Source organism: Flavobacterium davisii, assembly GCF_019565505.1.
Taxonomy (GTDB): Bacteria; Bacteroidota; Bacteroidia; order Flavobacteriales; family Flavobacteriaceae; genus Flavobacterium; species Flavobacterium davisii.
In genome coordinates this window covers 687,670-703,115 of record NZ_CP067378.1, presented here as the reverse complement: position 1 = coordinate 703,115, position 15,446 = coordinate 687,670, and the positions used below count along the sequence as shown (strand labels likewise).

The window sequence follows — 15,446 nt, the reverse complement described above, 5'->3', positions numbered from 1 at the left end:
TCCGCTATGTAAATAGTTTTAGTTACTTCACAAAATGTAACATCCCCTTTTTGTTGGTAATAGATGTTATCTTAGTATACTCTATTTCTTTCTTTATTTTTACTTCATCAATGATTTTTTTTATTTCTTCATCACTAAAATGAAAAGTAGCGTAAACGTTTTCTCTTGCAGGTTTTTTAAAGCGTATGAAGGCTGTTTTATCCCATATAATGTAATTGTCTTTCAGGATATACATTAATTGAGTCATAGGTATTGGATCTACAGCCGAAAAGAGACTTCCACCAAAAATAGAACCTACGTAGTTCTTGTTTTTATAATTATGAGGGATTTTTATATGTACATTTTTTAAATCTTCTGAAATATGGGTTACTCTAGCTGTACTCCTTTTGTACATAGGAGAAAAATTAAATCCATATTTTAGAAAAATAGATGGATGTATGAATTTTTGAGCAAATCTAGAAAGTTTTTGATACATTGTTTTTAATTCATTAAAATTGATATAAAACAGTTTTGATTGTCAAAAATAAACTATTTTTGACTAAATTCCTTCCTTTAAAAAATCAAAAATTTAGAAGATGTATCGTTTTTTTCTAATCATTTGGAGTCTTATTGTTTGGCCTTATGATGTTTCATCACAAAGAATAAATGCTATAAAAAGAACAGAATTAAAAATTAAAAAGGCAAAAAGCGCACTAAAAGAATTAAATACAAAAGAATCAATGATGCTAGCTCAGGAAGGATTGCTAGAATCATTTCAATTAAATGACAATAGATTAAAAGCTAAAGCCTATATGGTTTTAGGATGTAATTTTGTTGAATTTGTTAATACAAAAAAAGCTGAAAGATATTTCTTGAAATCTTTGTATTATGCTAATTTAAATGATAATGATACTCTTAAGGGGTTGGTTTATAATGATCTAGGAGCAGTCTATTCTTATTATGAAGGCAATTTTGAAAAAGGAATTAAATATTATAAAAAGGATTATTTTATACAGAAAAAATAGAAGATCCAATTCAAATTACATATGATTGTCTGAACATTGCAGGAGCTTATGTTGATGAAGGACGTTATGAAGAGGTAATGCCTTTCTTAAAAAAAGCAACTTACTATATACAATTTAATAAAGAAGCTGAAGCACAATTGAATTATAATGCTTTATGGGGGCGCTATTATAGTTATAAAAATCAAAAAGATAAAGCAGAATATTTTTTCGAAAAATCAATTCAATGCGGATTAACAGAAAAAGTGGATTTATTAGATAGTTATTTAGCAGAGGTTTATAGTGATTATGCTATACATTTTGAAAAGTTTAAAGAATATGATAAAGCTTTGAAATATGAAAGATTAAGCTCTCAATATAGGGATAAGGTCTATAATCAAAAACGTTCAGAATCTGTCAAAAGCAAGGAAGATGTTATTAAAATGAAAGAATATGAATGGCATATTAATTATATTGAAAAAGAAAAAGAAGAGAAGGAACTTAGTTTAAAAAAACGTATATAATCATTGTTTTGTTTACGATCATTGTAGGAGGGTTGATGGTATTAGTCTATATATTGTTTAAAAATAATCGTAACAGACGTAAAAGTTTTATACGCTTACAAAAGGTTAATAATGAATTAGAGAAAGCAAAAGAAAAAGCAGAAGAATCGACACGAGTTAAATCACAATTTGTTTCAACTATTACACATGAATTAAGAACACCTTTATATGGTGTTATAGGAATTTCAGATCTATTAGCTGATGAATATCCTGAAATAATAAAGAGTAAGTATTTGCAATCTTTAAAATTTTCGGCTCAATATTTATTGTCTTTAGTAAATGATGTTTTGCAAATTTATAAGATCACAGAAAAAAAAATTATTTTAGAAAAAAGCAGTTTCAATCTTCGGGATCAATTAGACGCCATTAAAAATAGTTTTTATACACAGTGTCTTAAAACATTGAATGTTATTCATGTTGATGTTGATAATGCTATACCTGAAAGGATTGTAGGGGATGGTCTTAGACTTTCTCAGATTTTGATGAATTTGATTAGCAATGGACTTAAGTTTACAGAAAACGGAAAGGTAGAGCTAAAGGTTAATTTGATTGATAGAATAGAAGATCAATTGAGTTTAGAATTTATTGTGCAAGATACAGGAATAGGAATAGCAAAAGAAAATCAACAACGAATTTTTGAGGAATTTGTTCAAATTGAACGTCGTGAAGAAGATTATCAAGGAACAGGTTTAGGTTTACCTATTGTTAAAAAATTAATAGCATTATTCGGTGGGACTATTTTTTTGGAAAGTGAAGAAGGAAAAGGGACTAAAGTAGTATTTCGGTTGAATTTTGAAATAGATAATGAATATTTTTCATCCAAATTATTTGTAGATGAAGCAAAGGCCCAAGCTTTGAAAATACTTCTAGCCGAAGATAATAAGATTAATCAAATAGTAACGAAGAAAATATTAAAATCCTTTGGTTATAAAGTTGTTATTGCAAATAATGGTTTAGAATCAATAGAAGCTTGTAAAAAGGAAAATTTGATATTATTCTTTTGGATATTAATATGCCTCTTTATGATGGATACGAAGTGGCTATTCAAATAAGAAATTTAAGCATTACAACCCCAATAATTGCATTAACAGCTTTTGATAAATATGAAGTTTTTAGTAAATGTAAAAAAGCAGGAATGAATGATGTATTGGTAAAACCTTTTGAAAAAGAACAGTTGTTAGGTATCATAAATAGTTATGTAGGTTAAAGGGAAGTTATAGTGTCTTTTTAGATATTTATTCTGGCCTATATTATCAAAAAATATAAACCCAAATTTCGCATGCGATTTCGTGGTGAATATGAAAATATAAGTAAAATGTATGAAATTTTTTTCTTGTGATAGGTAGCAAAAGTGGTAGTTTGTCTCTTCGATCCAAGGAAGAAGTTACATTATTGATATTATGTAATTTCCTTCCTATTTTATAAATGACAAGATTGAGAATTTTTAAGACAACTTAATTCAATAAAAAAAGTACGCTTTTTTATATTTAAAGTTTTTTTGTTTGTAATAAATTGCGAATGTGTAATCTGATTTTAAAAAAGTAAACCTCATTTTAGAGAAAAAGTTTTAAAATGGGTTTACTTCAAGGAGTAAGGAACTTTCGAACCTTGATTTATTGATATATTTTTTTCTGAATAACCTTATTAGAGTTATCAATAGAGGTGATTTGCTAATAATGAGTGGAATACTGTCAGAAAACTTATTTTTTCTTGCGTTTTTCTGCACGTTTACGTTCAACAGCGCGATTTCTAGGAGCTGTTTTGCGAGGTTTTCTTTTTCTGGACCACCTAAATTTACTTTTTTATTTTTTTCCGATTTGTCTTGAAAGGCGCTGTTTTCAGATGTTTTAGGTTTTTTAAGCAAGTGTTTTATTTTTTGCTTTTCTTTTTCAGGGCCAATTAATTGTGTTGAAATTTCAATGTTTTCAGGTAAATCTAAGATAGGGATTTCAAGATCCATTAACATTTCAGCTTCTATCTTTATGTCTTCTTCTCTTGGTGCAATAAAACTAATAGCAATTCCTTCTGTATCGGCACGTCCAGTTCTACCAATACGATGAATATATTGTTCTGGAATTTCAGGCATTTCAAAATTTATAACATGTGTAATGTTTGAAATATCTAAACCTCTTGCCATTACATCAGTTGTAATAATACCCTTTGTTTCGCCCCTTTGAAAGCTGGACATTGTAAGTAAACGATAGTTTTGAGATTTATTAGAATGTATTATGCCAAATTGATCTGGATATGCTGCTTCTATTTTTTCATGAAGCATATCGGCAATTTTTTTATTATTAACGAATATTAGAACTCTTTCTAAAGAATCATCTGTTTGTAGTAAGTGTTTTAATAAATTTACTTTAGTATTAAAGTTAGGAACATGATACGATAATTGTTGTATTTTTTCTAATGGAGTGCCTGATTTAGCAAGTGTAATTTCTTCTGGAAAGTCAAAATAATCGTTTAGGATTTCGTCTACTTCATCTGTCATTGTAGCAGAGAAAAGTACATTTTGACGTTTGGGTTTTAACATAGTTAAAATGGAAGTAATTTGAGGGCGAAAACCTAAATTTAACATTTCATCAAATTCGTCGATCACTAGTTTATTTACTTCTTGTAAGGATAAGACGTTATCTAAAGCTAAATCCATTATGCGCCACGGCGTTCCTACTAAAATATCTATTCCTTGATATACTTGATTTTTTTGCGTATTAATGTTTACACCTCCATAGATTCCTAAAGTTCTAACAGACATGTATGCTGTAAGTTTTTCTATTTCATCTACTACTTGTACAACTAGTTCTCTAGTAGGAACCAAAATCATCATGCGAGGATTGTATGTTTGAGCAAACTTGTATTGTTTTAATAAAGGAAGTAAGTATGCAAAAGTCTTACCTGTTCCTGTTTGAGCAATTCCCATTACATCTCTACCAGATATGATTACATTAAATGATTTTTGCTGAATAGGGGTAGGACTGACAAATTTTAATTCGTCTAATGCTTTTTGTAAAGATTTTGGTAAATTAAATTGCTCAAATGATGACATATATCTAATTGTATTTTTTGCAAAGGTATTGTTTATAGTCGATATTTCTTAAAGAAAGAACGATAACTTCATTTGAAAATTACAATTAAAGTTGATGTTGGGCAAAAATAAAAGCTTAAAAAGAAGCTTTTTGATAAGTAGTAAATGAGATTTAGTTTGTTATTTCGACGACAGGAGAAGTCACATTATCAATGTTATGCGATTTCTCCTGCTAGTCGGAATAAACAAGATAGTGTCCTTTTCGGACATTCTTTATATTTTTAGCTATTAAGCATTACAGGCATTACGAGCATTGTAACAGTTTCTCCTTCATCTAATCCATCGGCAGGAGTTAATATACCTGCGCGATTTGGCATTGACATTTCGAGCTGGATCATGTCACTTTGTAGATTTGTAAGCATTTCCATTAGAAAACGAGAGTTAAATCCTATTTGCATATCATCTCCTTGATAGTCACAAGTAAGACGCTCTTCTGCTTTGTTTGAATAGTCAATGTCTTCTGCTGAAATGTTTAGTTCAGCACCAGCTATTTTAAGACGAATTTGATGTGTTGTTTTATTTGAAAAAATAGCTACACGACGTACAGAACTTAAAAATTGTGTGCGATCTATCAATAATTTATTAGGGTTTTCCTTAGGAATAACGGCTTCGTAATTAGGATATTTTCCGTCAATTAAACGACATGTTAAGATATAGTTGTCAAAGGAAAAAGTAGCATTGGCATCGTTATATTCAATAGTAACTTCTGCATCAGATGCTGCTAATATACCTTTTAAAATATTTAAAGGTTTTCTTGGCATTATAAAATCAGCAACTTGTGAAGCTTTTACATCAGTTCGAGCGTATTTAACTAGTTTGTGAGCATCTGTTGCTACAAAAATTAGGCCTTCTGGTGAAAATTGGAAGAATACGCCACTCATAACAGGACGCAAGTCATCATTACCTGCTGCAAAGATAGTTTTGCTAACAGCTGTTGATAATATTTCTGCGGGCACTAAAGTCTTAGAAGGATCTTCTAAAACAACGGCCTTAGGAAATTCGGCTCAGGAGAGTATGCTAAAGCATACTTACCAGATTGAGAACTAATTTCAATCGTATTGTTTTCCTCTACAGTAAAAGTGAGCGGTTGCTCAGGAAAAGTTTTTAAAATTTCTAATAATAATTTAGCAGGCACAGCCACGCTCCCCTCACTAGTAGAATCTATGCTTAAAGAAGCCGACATAGTAGTTTCCAAATCCGAAGCAGAAACCACTAATTGGTCTTGTTTTAATTCAAATAAAAAATTGTCTAAGATAGGTAAAGTATTGCTACTGTTTATTACGCTACCTAAGACCTGTAGTTGTTTTTGTAAATAAGAACTCGATACAATAAATTTCATCGCAAATTATTTAAGTAAGTAACCTTATGGTGTATAGATTTTTAGTTTTTACAAATATATCGTAAACTAATTACTTTTTGAAATTATTTTTTTAAATAATTATCGCCCCATTTTCGATTTCTTAAATGGTTAAAAATAAGGCCAAATAGGATTAAAATAATTAATGGAGCACCAATTGTAATGAATTGAATAGTGCTATATTCCTCATATACTTTTTCTTTATCAAGTAGTGGAAGATCTACTTCTTTACTACGAATGTTAATTAATCCATTGTCATCTAATAAAAAATTCACACAATTCATTAGGAACTCTTTGTTTGCATATAGCTGATTGGTCCATTTATCAAAACCTAATTCCATAGGTTGTCCGTTTTTATCCAATTGATTTTTAATGATATCGCCATCGGATACAACAATTATTTTGGATTCTTTTCCTATGTTTTTGAAATCCAGTGATTTAAAAGGTAATACGCGATTTTCAAAGACAGAATGAAACTTTCCTTCTAATAACAAAGCCACAGGGAAATTTCCGGGGACATAGTCTTTTGCTACGGGTTTTTCATTTACCATCTCAAGATTAATTTCTACAGGTGTACCGACTGTTCTAGAGTAGGGAGATGATTTTAATAAAATAGTTTTTTTTATACCATTTTTTAAGGTGTCTATAGGGTTTGCAAACTCAAATTTAACACCGTCAATATTGTTTACAATGGGATGTTTGCTCTCTGTGTATACAAATGGAGAATAGAACCAAGGATAGTTTTGGTATTGTGTCTCACTTCCCCTTTTTCCTGTAGCTAATGCTATAGGTACAGCTTGCATATCTTTTATCAGTACAGGATTTATACGAAAACCATATTTAAAAAATAAATCATTTAATCCCAAATCTTTTGCAAAAGCAAGTGTATTGCCTGTTTGATTTAAGTCTTCCATAGAAACATTTACCGCGTCTATTAACCAAAGTGTTTTACCTCCGTTTATGATAAATTGATCTAGTACTTGTTTTTCTGCATCTGTAAAGCTCGAATTGGGTTTGGTAATGATGGCTAAATCAAATGTTTGAAGTGCTTTTTGTATTAATTTAGGTTTTGTTTTTACAGAATCTATAGGAAAGGGAGCTATAAAATAATTATCACGAACAGTTTGTAAAAAATCCGCTTTTAATACATCTGGAAGTTCATTTTTTCCTTTTATAATGGCAATTTTTTTCTTTTTTGATGTTGTAATTTTATGAAAGGCATCTGTAAAAGCATATTCTAGATGTTGTACTGAATGAATGATCTTTTGTTCTGTACTAACCCCCATACGGTTTTTTAATAATGGAACTTTAGTACTTTTTCCTTTATAAGTAGCAATGGCCCAAGGGTAAACGACTTCTTGTGATTGTTTACCTTTATCGTCAACGGTTATTTTAATAGGAGTTAAGCCTCGTTCATAGAATTGTTGCATTACTGCCTCTGCTTCTTCTGGGTTTTCTAGCGGATTAACAAATTGAAATATGATATTAGAATTGTAGGCTTTTAACTCTTCTAATATTTGTTTTGTTTCGAGTTGTAGGCGTTTAAATTCTGTAGGAAAATTACCTTCTAAGAATACATCTATATAAAGTGGTTCTTTTGCATTTTTTAGAATATCTAAAGAAGTTTCTGATAAAGTATATCTTTTATCCTGAGTTAAATCAATACGTTTAAAAAAGGTATAGCTGATAATGTTTAGTACTACTAATCCAAGGATAAGACCGATTATTTTTTGTGCGGTATCTTTCATCTTATTTCTTGTAGTTTTTAAGGTTGATAACGGTTAGTGAATAAAAGAAAAACATTACGCTTATGAAATAAATCAAGTCGCGCGTATCAATTACACCTCGACTGATACTCTTGTAATGGTAATCCATTCCTAAGGAGGCTATGATGTTATTAAAGTTTCCTAAAATGGATAATGTAGAAATACCTTGAAAGCCAAAATAAAATAAGAAAGAGGCTAACACTGCTATAAGGAAAGCAATAATTTGATTGTCAGATAGCGTAGAGGTATAAATTCCGATAGAAGTATAAGATCCTACTAGAAATAATAAACCAAAATAAGATCCCAATGTACTGCCAAAATCTAGGTTTCCTTCAGGTAGTCCTAGATCATAGATTACCTTTACATATACTAATGTAGGGATTACGGCTATAAGAATTAAAAAAAAGGCACCTAATGATTTTCCCATTACAATTTTGCCTAAACTCATTGGTTTTGTTAATAGGAGTTCAATAGTTCCTTGTTTTTTTCATCAGCAAAACTTCGCATTGTTACAGCAGGAATTAGAAATATTAAAACCCAAGGAGCAATAGTAAAAAAAGGGGTTAAATCAGCAAAACCAGAATTAAGTATATTGTAGTTACCTTCGAAAACCCATAAAAATAGACCTGTTATGAGCAAAAATAACGCAATGACTAAATAACCAACAGGAGATCCAAAAAATGATCGAAATTCTTTTAAAAGTATGGCTTTCATAAATTATGGTATAGGTTTAAAATCTAAAACGTAAAGATGTTGTAATGCAACAAAAGTAATGGAATCGTCTCAAAGTTAAAATTTTAAATCAAAGAAACCAGCTTGTTTACACTCCAAGCTTCTGGTTTGTCATTGAATAATTTTTTTGTAAAACTCCAAACCTCCTCAAATAACGCTGAATTTCTATAATTCTCCAAGTCTTCAGGGCTTTCCCAATAACTATAAGTAAAAAAAAACACAAGGATTATTTTGATCTTGGTAGAGTTCTAATAATTGATTTCTGGTGAGTTTCGAATTAAATCTTTTATTTCGTTAAAATTTTCTAAGAAAAGAGGGATGTTTTCTTCGTGAAAACTAAGTTTAACTATTCTAGTTAACATATCAATAATGGCTTATTAATTTAATTTTGTAAATCATTCTATTCAAAAATAACACTAACTGTATCTCTGTATTTTAAGCCTAATAACGACTTAGCTGTACCAGTGGTGTTAGGATTGCTCTTAAATATAGCAATTTCAAGATAGCCAGCTTCATTAAAAAGAGCTAACTTTTCACCTTCATAGTCTTTAAGCGTATAACCTTCTCGGATATTAAAATCAGAATATGAACGATGTATTTTTTTTATTGTTTTGTTGCCAAATTTTATTTCAAATTTTTTGTCGATATTTAATTTCTCAAAAGAACTTCTTGTGATGTTTGTTACACAATTTCCATAGTGATCAATATATATAACATTTCCCTTTATTTTGTTAGGTTCTACTATTTCTTGTAGTTGATTTTGTGGCTTTAAATGTTCAATTTTTTCACCAATTACATCCAATACACCTCCTTTTGCAATATGACAAGCCACAGCCAACAAAATGTCTGTGTCAGTAGCGGTTTTAGGTAAATGGTTACTGACCTCTATTCGTGTTATACTTTCTGGTTTTTGATTTTGACAAACTAAGCTCATAATACCATTATCAGCACACACAAAGTAATGCTCGTTCCAATATACAACTAAATGTTTCGTATTATTAGTTTGTTCACTATCTACACCTATCAAATGAACTGTACCTTTAGGAAAGTTATAATACGCAGCACTAATTACGTAACTAGCTTCTATTATATTAAAAAGATCTATTTGATGAGAAATATCAACAATTTGAGCATTAGGGATTTGTGTGAAAATTTTTCCCTTTAGTGCACCTACAAAGTGGTCTTTGACTCCAAAATCGGTAGTAAGTGTAATTATTGACATTCGATTGTTTATAATTATTGCTGTATTATTGAGGCAAAATTAGTAGATTTGGGATAAACAAAACGAATTTATTTTTAACTAAATTAATCTGACTTTGAACGAAAGAGTTATAGAATTAGAAAATATTGCGCCTAAAGAATTTTGGGGAGCTCATGATAATCATTTGGAAACCATAAAAAAATACTATCCAAAACTTAAAATTGTGGCTAGAGGGACAACCTTAAAAGCCTTTGGAGAACAAGAAGTTTTAGATGAATTTGAGGTACGATTTCGTAGACTCATGCTCCACTTTACACGCTTTAATAGTATTGATGATAATGTTATTATGAGAATTGTGGAAGGTGATATACAACACAGTACTCAAATGTCAGATCACGATAAGATATTAGTACATGGAGTAGGGGGAAGTTGATAAAAGCAATGACTCCCAATCAACAATTATTGGTAGATACGTTACAAAAAAATGACATGGTCTTTGCTGTAGGTCCAGCAGGAACTGGTAAGACTTATACAGGAGTTGCGCTAGCTGTTAGAGCCTTAAAAGAAAAACAAGTAAAGCGAATTATATTAACTCGCCCTGCCGTAGAAGCAGGAGAAAATCTAGGTTTCTTGCCGGGAGATATGAAGGAAAAATTAGATCCTTATATGCAACCGTTGTATGACGCTTTACGAGATATGATTCCTCCTCAGACTCTAGAAGATTATATTATGAAAGGTGTTATTCAAATTGCTCCCCTAGCATTTATGCGTGGTCGTACATTAGATAATGCCTTTGTTATACTAGATGAAGCCCAAAATACGACTCACAGTCAAATGAAAATGTTTTTGACTCGTATGGGTAAAAATGCTAAATTTATTATTACAGGAGATCTCGGTCAGGTAGACTTGCCACGAAGAACTATATCAGGTTTAAAAGAGGCTCTTTTAGTATTAAAAAATGTAGATGGAATAGGAATAATCTATCTAGATGATAAAGATATTGTACGTCATAAATTAGTTAAAAAAATTATTGACGCCTATAAAAGCATAGAAAATCAAGATTAATTAGTAAGATTTTTTTAATAAATAAGATTGATATGATGAGCGGATCAAAGTTGCTATAAGAAATGAACAGATACAATCAAGATAGAAAATTCTTTTGATTTTAAAAAGTATGAACAAATGCTATACTAACGGTCATAACAAGTGTTTTTAAAAGTTTTATGATTTAGGTAATATTTCATTCCAATTCTTAAAGCGAAGATCTTCTAGTGTATGTTGATTTAAGGTTTCAATAAATAAGTCATAACCTTTTTGTAATAGATGTTTTAATTGACATTCGCTACTAGGAAATATACACAGTTTGGCTTTGCAATCAATAATAGGATCTTCGTCTTGTTCCAATAAATGTATTAGATTACCAAGAGGGGTTTTTAAGGTTTTTTCTGCAATACGTATTCCTCCTCCTTTCCCTCTTTTGGTTTCTACTAAATTATGATAAGAAAGAAACTGAATAACTTTTATTAAGTGATTTCTAGATAAATTAAAAGTACTGGCCAATTCATCTAAAGAAGTAGAATCTTCCTTATTCAGATGAATTAAGTAAATTAATACTCGCATAGAAAAATCAGTAAAGTGATTCAGTTTCATAAAAAATATTAATGATTAATTGAGATTCAAAATTTGTGGACCAAATTCTTCAAAATGAATTGCATTTTTATCTACACCTAAATTTATAAGCGACTGATATTGTGTTTTTATAAATACTTCAGGACCGCAAATATAATATTTAGCATCTTCTATTAAAATTTCTTCCTGATGATTTTCTAAATTAATACGTCCTTTTTTATAGTGTCCGTTTCGGAATCTATTTGTTCATAGTAAGTATAAGATTTTAGATTTTTGTCTTTTTGCGCTATTTCTTCCACTTCATCTCTAAATGCTTGTACTTTTTCATTACGACAACTATGTATCCATACGGTTTTATTATCATGATCTTTTTGGCTTTGTAACATGCTTAATAAGGGAGTAATTCCTATTCCTCCACTTATTAATATCATTGGATAATCTATTTTTTTCCGATATTAAAAACGCCTGCTGGAGCTGATACAAAAACTTCACTTCCTTCTTTTTTGTTATGTAAGGTGTTAGAAACCAGTCCATCAGGATTATTGTTAGCTCCTTTTTCTGATTTTATGGAAATTCGATAATATTTTTCATTAAATGAAGAAGAAAGACTATACTGTCTTGGTTGTTCATGACCTAGTTCCTCTATATAGGTCTTGATTGTAATGTATTGACCGGTAGATAATCAGCAATCGCTTCGTTATCCTTTGGCGTTAAATAAAAAGATTTAATCTCATCGCTTTCTTCTACTATTCTTGTAATTAAAAAATTTCTCCATCCTTTCCAGCCTCCTTTTTATTAAGATTAGTTTGATACATTTCTTCTTCTATTTGTATCATTATATCAGCTAATTCCCAATAAGCTTTAGCCCACGCATCTAGTAATTCCTCTGTTGCAGATTCTTGTAAAACTTCTTGTATAGAAGCAATTAAGTGATTACCTACTATTTCGTATTTTTCTTTAGTAATATTAAGACTAACATGTTTATTACCAATAGACTTAAGAACATCTATTAAAACACTTGGGTTTTCTATATGTTCTGCATAAGCTAAAACAGCCATAGCTAAAGCTGTTTGTTGTTTACCACTAGCTTGATTTCCTAAATTAAAAATATTTTTTAATTCCGGATTATGAGTAAACATCCTATTGTAAAAATGTTTGGTTAATAATACGCCATTTTCTTTTAATACAGGAATAGTAACTTTAATTAATTCTTTTTCGGTTGTTGTCATTGTAAATTATATTTTATGAAGCAAAAATATTAAAAAAAATATAAGTTGTATTTTAAATACAACAAATAAAAAAATGATTTATCTTGTAAGTAAATAGGAAACCTTTACATTTGTATTACGGTTTACAATAAATGTAAAATATAACAACACAACACAAATGAATACGATTACTTCTACCCAGTTCAATTTTTCGGGTCAAAAATCAGTTTATCACGGAAAAGTGCGTGAGGTTTATAATATTAATGATGAATTATTGGTTATGATTGCTACCGATAGATTATCCGCTTTCGATGTTATTATGCCAAAAGGAATTCCGTATAAAGGGCAAATATTAAATCAAATTGCCACAAAATTCATGGAGATGACACAAGATATTGTACCTAACTGGTTGATAGCAACACCTGATCCCAATGTAGCAATAGGGCATTTATGTGAGCCTTTTAAAGTTGAAATGGTTATTAGAGGCTATTTATCAGGACATGCAGCTCGTGAATATGCCTTAGGGAAACGTGTATTATGTGGCGTTACAATGCCTGAAGGAATGAAAGAAAATGATCCATTTCCAGAACCTATTATTACCCCAACAACTAAAGCTGATGTAGGAGTACATGACGAAGATATTTCAAGAGAATCAATTTTAGCAAAAGGAATTGTTTCCGAAGAAGATTATTTGGTTTTAGAAAAATACACGCGCGCTTTATTTCAAAGAGGAACTGAAATTGCTAAATCAAGAGGATTAATCTTAGTAGATACTAAATATGAATTTGGAAAAACAAAAGAAGGAAAAATTGTTTTAATTGATGAAATTCACACACCTGATTCTTCACGTTATTTTTATGCTGAAGGTTATAAAGAAAGACAAAGTAGAGGAGAAGAGCAAAAACAATTATCGAAAGAATTTGTGCGTAAATGGTTAATATCAAATGGGTTTCAAGGAAAAGAAGGACAACAAATACCCATTATGAATGATGAATATATAACAACAGTTTCCGATAGATATATTGAATTGTATGAAAATATAATAGGTGAAAAATTTGAAAAATCTGATATTTTAAACATTCACGATCGAATTGAAAAAAATATTTCTACATTTCTTGATAAAAAATAAATCTTTTAATCTTTTAATCTTTTAATCTTTTGTTATATTTGCGTTTTGAATTTTTAAAAAAAAACTGTTACTAATTTTTTTAAAAAAAGACCGTTTTATGAAAAAAATAATTTTATTTCTCTTTGTAAGTTTATTGTTATCATGCAGCAATGACAAAGAATTTATTAATTTAAATACAAATTTACCTACCGATGTAGCTGCTCAAGATCCAACAGAAGATGATATTAAAGAATATTTTAGTCTTTCGGTAACATCTGTTAAAAAGGCAGATGAAATCGTTAATAGTATTACGAACATCAGAGGACTAAAAAAAATTGGATATAAACAAGTAGATTTATTAGTTGAGAATACAGTAATAGAAAAAAAGATGCCCAAAAAGGAGAGGTTATTGCAAAAATTTCAGGAAAATTTGCTAATAAAACCTTTTCTAAATCATATACGTTTTTTTGCTTGCCAGATAATTCCAAAGATTTAGATATTCCCAAAAATATTATAATGGAATGGAAACCTGAATTTAAAAGAAATCCAGAAAAATTAACAGATCTAGATTTTGATTCCCTTTATAGATTAAAAAAGACTGATTTCTTTACTGTAGAATATCTAAGTAAATGGTTTGATTTCTATTATAAAAAACAATATTCTGATAGGGAATATGAATTTACTTCTGAGGATTTAAAAAATATTAAAATTACAAAAATAATATGTTCTGAATCAATAACAGAAATAACTCTAGAATATAAAAATAAAGATTCATTTTATTCAAACTTTGTTTTTGATAAAGATAAATACTACAAAAAAAAGATTACTTTAAACGAGGATGAAATAAGAAAGTACTATGTGTCGGGTGTGTATGAAAATTTAGAACAGTTCAAAGAAAAGTTGTTTAAAATATCAGATGATTTTGTTTTAGAGATTTCTACTAAGTATGGTGTATCTTATAATGATAATCTTATCAGATATGAGGGTTCTTTATTAGTAAAAGGAGGTGGAAAGTTAATTCATTACATTGGTGAAATTTCAGGTTTCAAGCCTTTATCTGATTTTCCTAAAGAATTTGTAGTTGAAACAACCAATGGTCTAGATGGTTATATGCAAGATGTTTTAAAAGATATACCCGATGGAGATGTAAAAGGAATAGTTTCTCCTTTACGTAATAAAATTATGAAGAAGTTACAATACGGAATTATTAGAGAAGATGATATTATTAATACTCTAGGAAGTGATCTTGTTATTCGTTTATCAAACGGGAAATTAGCGCTAAAGTTAAAAGAACAAAATAGTAATCCTGATACTTTCGATGATTTAATCCCTTTGAGTCAACATATCAGACATAAAGATATATTCTTTCACCCTGTTTTTTCTATAACTTCAGCAGTTAAAAAACAAGGTAAGTTAATACTAGAATTAAATTTTGATGTTAAGGGGTATCCTAGTATAGACAGATTTGAAAAAGAGATAGTGGTGAATCTTTAAAGAATAGTCTAAAAAGAGGGGGTAAAAAGAATAACTTGACTTTGTAGATAGTTATTCTTGGAAACAGAGAACTGACAAGATTTTAACCTTTTGCCCCCTCTTTTTGATAGACTTGTTTTTTGTACTATTTTAACTAATCTAAGAAATAGTTTAATCTTCCTTCTTTTTCACTATATGATCATATAAAAATATATGATACTGTTTAAACATTGAAAGTAGCGTAAAAAAACATTTGTGTAAAACGCATAACCAGTTATTGATTTAATTATTTCATTCTCCTTCATTTTAATCAATTTTTCCATTTTCTAATTTAAGAACAAATT

Annotated in this window: 14 protein-coding genes and 5 pseudogenes; 8 read left to right on the top strand and 11 right to left on the bottom strand. The window is 29.5% G+C overall.

Annotation, left to right across the window (positions count from 1 at the left end):
• Positions 1-22: 22 nt before the first annotated feature.
• Entirely contained in the window at positions 23-475 is a 453-nt protein-coding gene (locus JJC05_RS03490; RefSeq protein WP_309597402.1) for a DUF4442 domain-containing protein, read from the bottom strand.
• 100 nt (positions 476-575) lie between these two features.
• Here JJC05_RS03490 and JJC05_RS03485 point away from each other — a divergent pair, with 100 nt between their 5' ends.
• The 4 genes from JJC05_RS03485 (at position 576) to JJC05_RS03470 (ending at position 2,750) form a co-directional block, all read left to right on the top strand.
• The gene (locus JJC05_RS03485) at positions 576-1,004 is read left to right on the top strand and encodes a hypothetical protein (protein WP_235878218.1); all 429 of its coding nucleotides are present in this window, start codon (positions 576-578) and stop codon (positions 1,002-1,004) included.
• Positions 1,005-1,081: 77 nt separating this feature from the next.
• Entirely contained in the window at positions 1,082-1,504 is a 423-nt protein-coding gene (locus JJC05_RS03480; RefSeq protein ID WP_235878217.1) for a hypothetical protein, read from the top strand.
• A gap of 8 nt (positions 1,505-1,512) precedes the next feature.
• A complete protein-coding gene (locus JJC05_RS03475) occupies positions 1,513-2,595 on the top strand; it encodes a hybrid sensor histidine kinase/response regulator (protein WP_235878216.1) in 1,083 nt (360 codons plus the stop codon).
• On the top strand, positions 2,580-2,750 hold the full coding sequence (locus JJC05_RS03470; protein WP_258929458.1) for a response regulator: 171 nt from the start codon (positions 2,580-2,582) through the stop codon (positions 2,748-2,750). The genes JJC05_RS03475 and JJC05_RS03470 overlap by 16 nt, the downstream gene beginning before the upstream one ends.
• A gap of 493 nt (positions 2,751-3,243) precedes the next feature.
• Here the strand turns inward: JJC05_RS03470 and JJC05_RS03465 are convergent.
• From JJC05_RS03465 to JJC05_RS03445, 6 genes and pseudogenes are all read right to left on the bottom strand, one after another.
• A pseudogene (locus JJC05_RS03465) lies at positions 3,244-4,589 on the bottom strand (DEAD/DEAH box helicase).
• Between the two features lie 260 nt (positions 4,590-4,849).
• Positions 4,850-5,967 (bottom strand): annotated as a pseudogene (gene dnaN / locus JJC05_RS03460) (DNA polymerase III subunit beta).
• Positions 5,968-6,050: 83 nt separating this feature from the next.
• Complete coding sequence (gene gldG / locus JJC05_RS03455) at positions 6,051-7,733, bottom strand: gliding motility-associated ABC transporter substrate-binding protein GldG (RefSeq protein WP_235878213.1); 1,683 nt, start codon at positions 7,731-7,733, stop codon at positions 6,051-6,053.
• A 1-nt stretch (position 7,734) separates the two neighbouring features.
• A pseudogene (gldF, locus tag JJC05_RS03450) lies at positions 7,735-8,465 on the bottom strand (gliding motility-associated ABC transporter permease subunit GldF).
• An 83-nt stretch (positions 8,466-8,548) separates the two neighbouring features.
• Positions 8,549-8,845: pseudogene (locus JJC05_RS16565) on the bottom strand (putative quinol monooxygenase).
• Between the two features lie 38 nt (positions 8,846-8,883).
• Positions 8,884-9,705: an SAM hydrolase/SAM-dependent halogenase family protein gene (locus JJC05_RS03445; protein ID WP_105196363.1), complete on the bottom strand. Its 822-nt coding sequence runs from the start codon at positions 9,703-9,705 to the stop codon at positions 8,884-8,886.
• Between the two features lie 94 nt (positions 9,706-9,799).
• Here JJC05_RS03445 and JJC05_RS03440 point away from each other — a divergent pair.
• Positions 9,800-10,749 (top strand): annotated as a pseudogene (locus JJC05_RS03440) (PhoH family protein).
• 156 nt (positions 10,750-10,905) lie between these two features.
• On the opposite strand, the gene JJC05_RS03435 reads toward JJC05_RS03440, so the two are convergent.
• The 4 genes from JJC05_RS03435 to JJC05_RS16550 all read right to left on the bottom strand — a co-directional run bounded on the left by JJC05_RS03435 (position 10,906) and on the right by JJC05_RS16550 (position 12,542).
• Entirely contained in the window at positions 10,906-11,334 is a 429-nt protein-coding gene (locus JJC05_RS03435) for an Rrf2 family transcriptional regulator (protein ID WP_088391521.1), read from the bottom strand.
• 176 nt (positions 11,335-11,510) lie between these two features.
• Positions 11,511-11,744 carry a ferredoxin reductase domain-containing protein gene (locus tag JJC05_RS16560; protein ID WP_258929456.1) on the bottom strand — a complete coding sequence of 78 codons (234 nt, stop codon included), beginning with the start codon at positions 11,742-11,744 and terminating at the stop codon, positions 11,511-11,513.
• A gap of 8 nt (positions 11,745-11,752) precedes the next feature.
• Positions 11,753-11,959 carry a ferredoxin reductase domain-containing protein gene (locus JJC05_RS16555; RefSeq protein ID WP_258929644.1) on the bottom strand — a complete coding sequence of 69 codons (207 nt, stop codon included), beginning with the start codon at positions 11,957-11,959 and terminating at the stop codon, positions 11,753-11,755.
• A gap of 112 nt (positions 11,960-12,071) precedes the next feature.
• Positions 12,072-12,542 (bottom strand): globin domain-containing protein, encoded by a 471-nt coding sequence (locus tag JJC05_RS16550; protein WP_258929455.1) that lies wholly within the window; start codon positions 12,540-12,542, stop codon positions 12,072-12,074.
• Between the two features lie 157 nt (positions 12,543-12,699).
• Between JJC05_RS16550 and JJC05_RS03425 the strand changes: the two genes are divergently transcribed.
• The 3 genes from JJC05_RS03425 to JJC05_RS03420 all read left to right on the top strand — a co-directional run bounded on the left by JJC05_RS03425 (position 12,700) and on the right by JJC05_RS03420 (position 15,123).
• Positions 12,700-13,650, top strand: coding sequence for a phosphoribosylaminoimidazolesuccinocarboxamide synthase (locus tag JJC05_RS03425; protein WP_105196360.1), 951 nt, complete (start codon positions 12,700-12,702; stop codon positions 13,648-13,650).
• Positions 13,651-13,747: 97 nt separating this feature from the next.
• Positions 13,748-14,125 carry a hypothetical protein gene (locus tag JJC05_RS16545; RefSeq protein ID WP_258929454.1) on the top strand — a complete coding sequence of 126 codons (378 nt, stop codon included), beginning with the start codon at positions 13,748-13,750 and terminating at the stop codon, positions 14,123-14,125.
• Positions 14,126-14,145: 20 nt separating this feature from the next.
• Complete coding sequence (locus JJC05_RS03420) at positions 14,146-15,123, top strand: hypothetical protein (protein WP_258929453.1); 978 nt, start codon at positions 14,146-14,148, stop codon at positions 15,121-15,123.
• Positions 15,124-15,446: the final 323 nt, after the last annotated feature.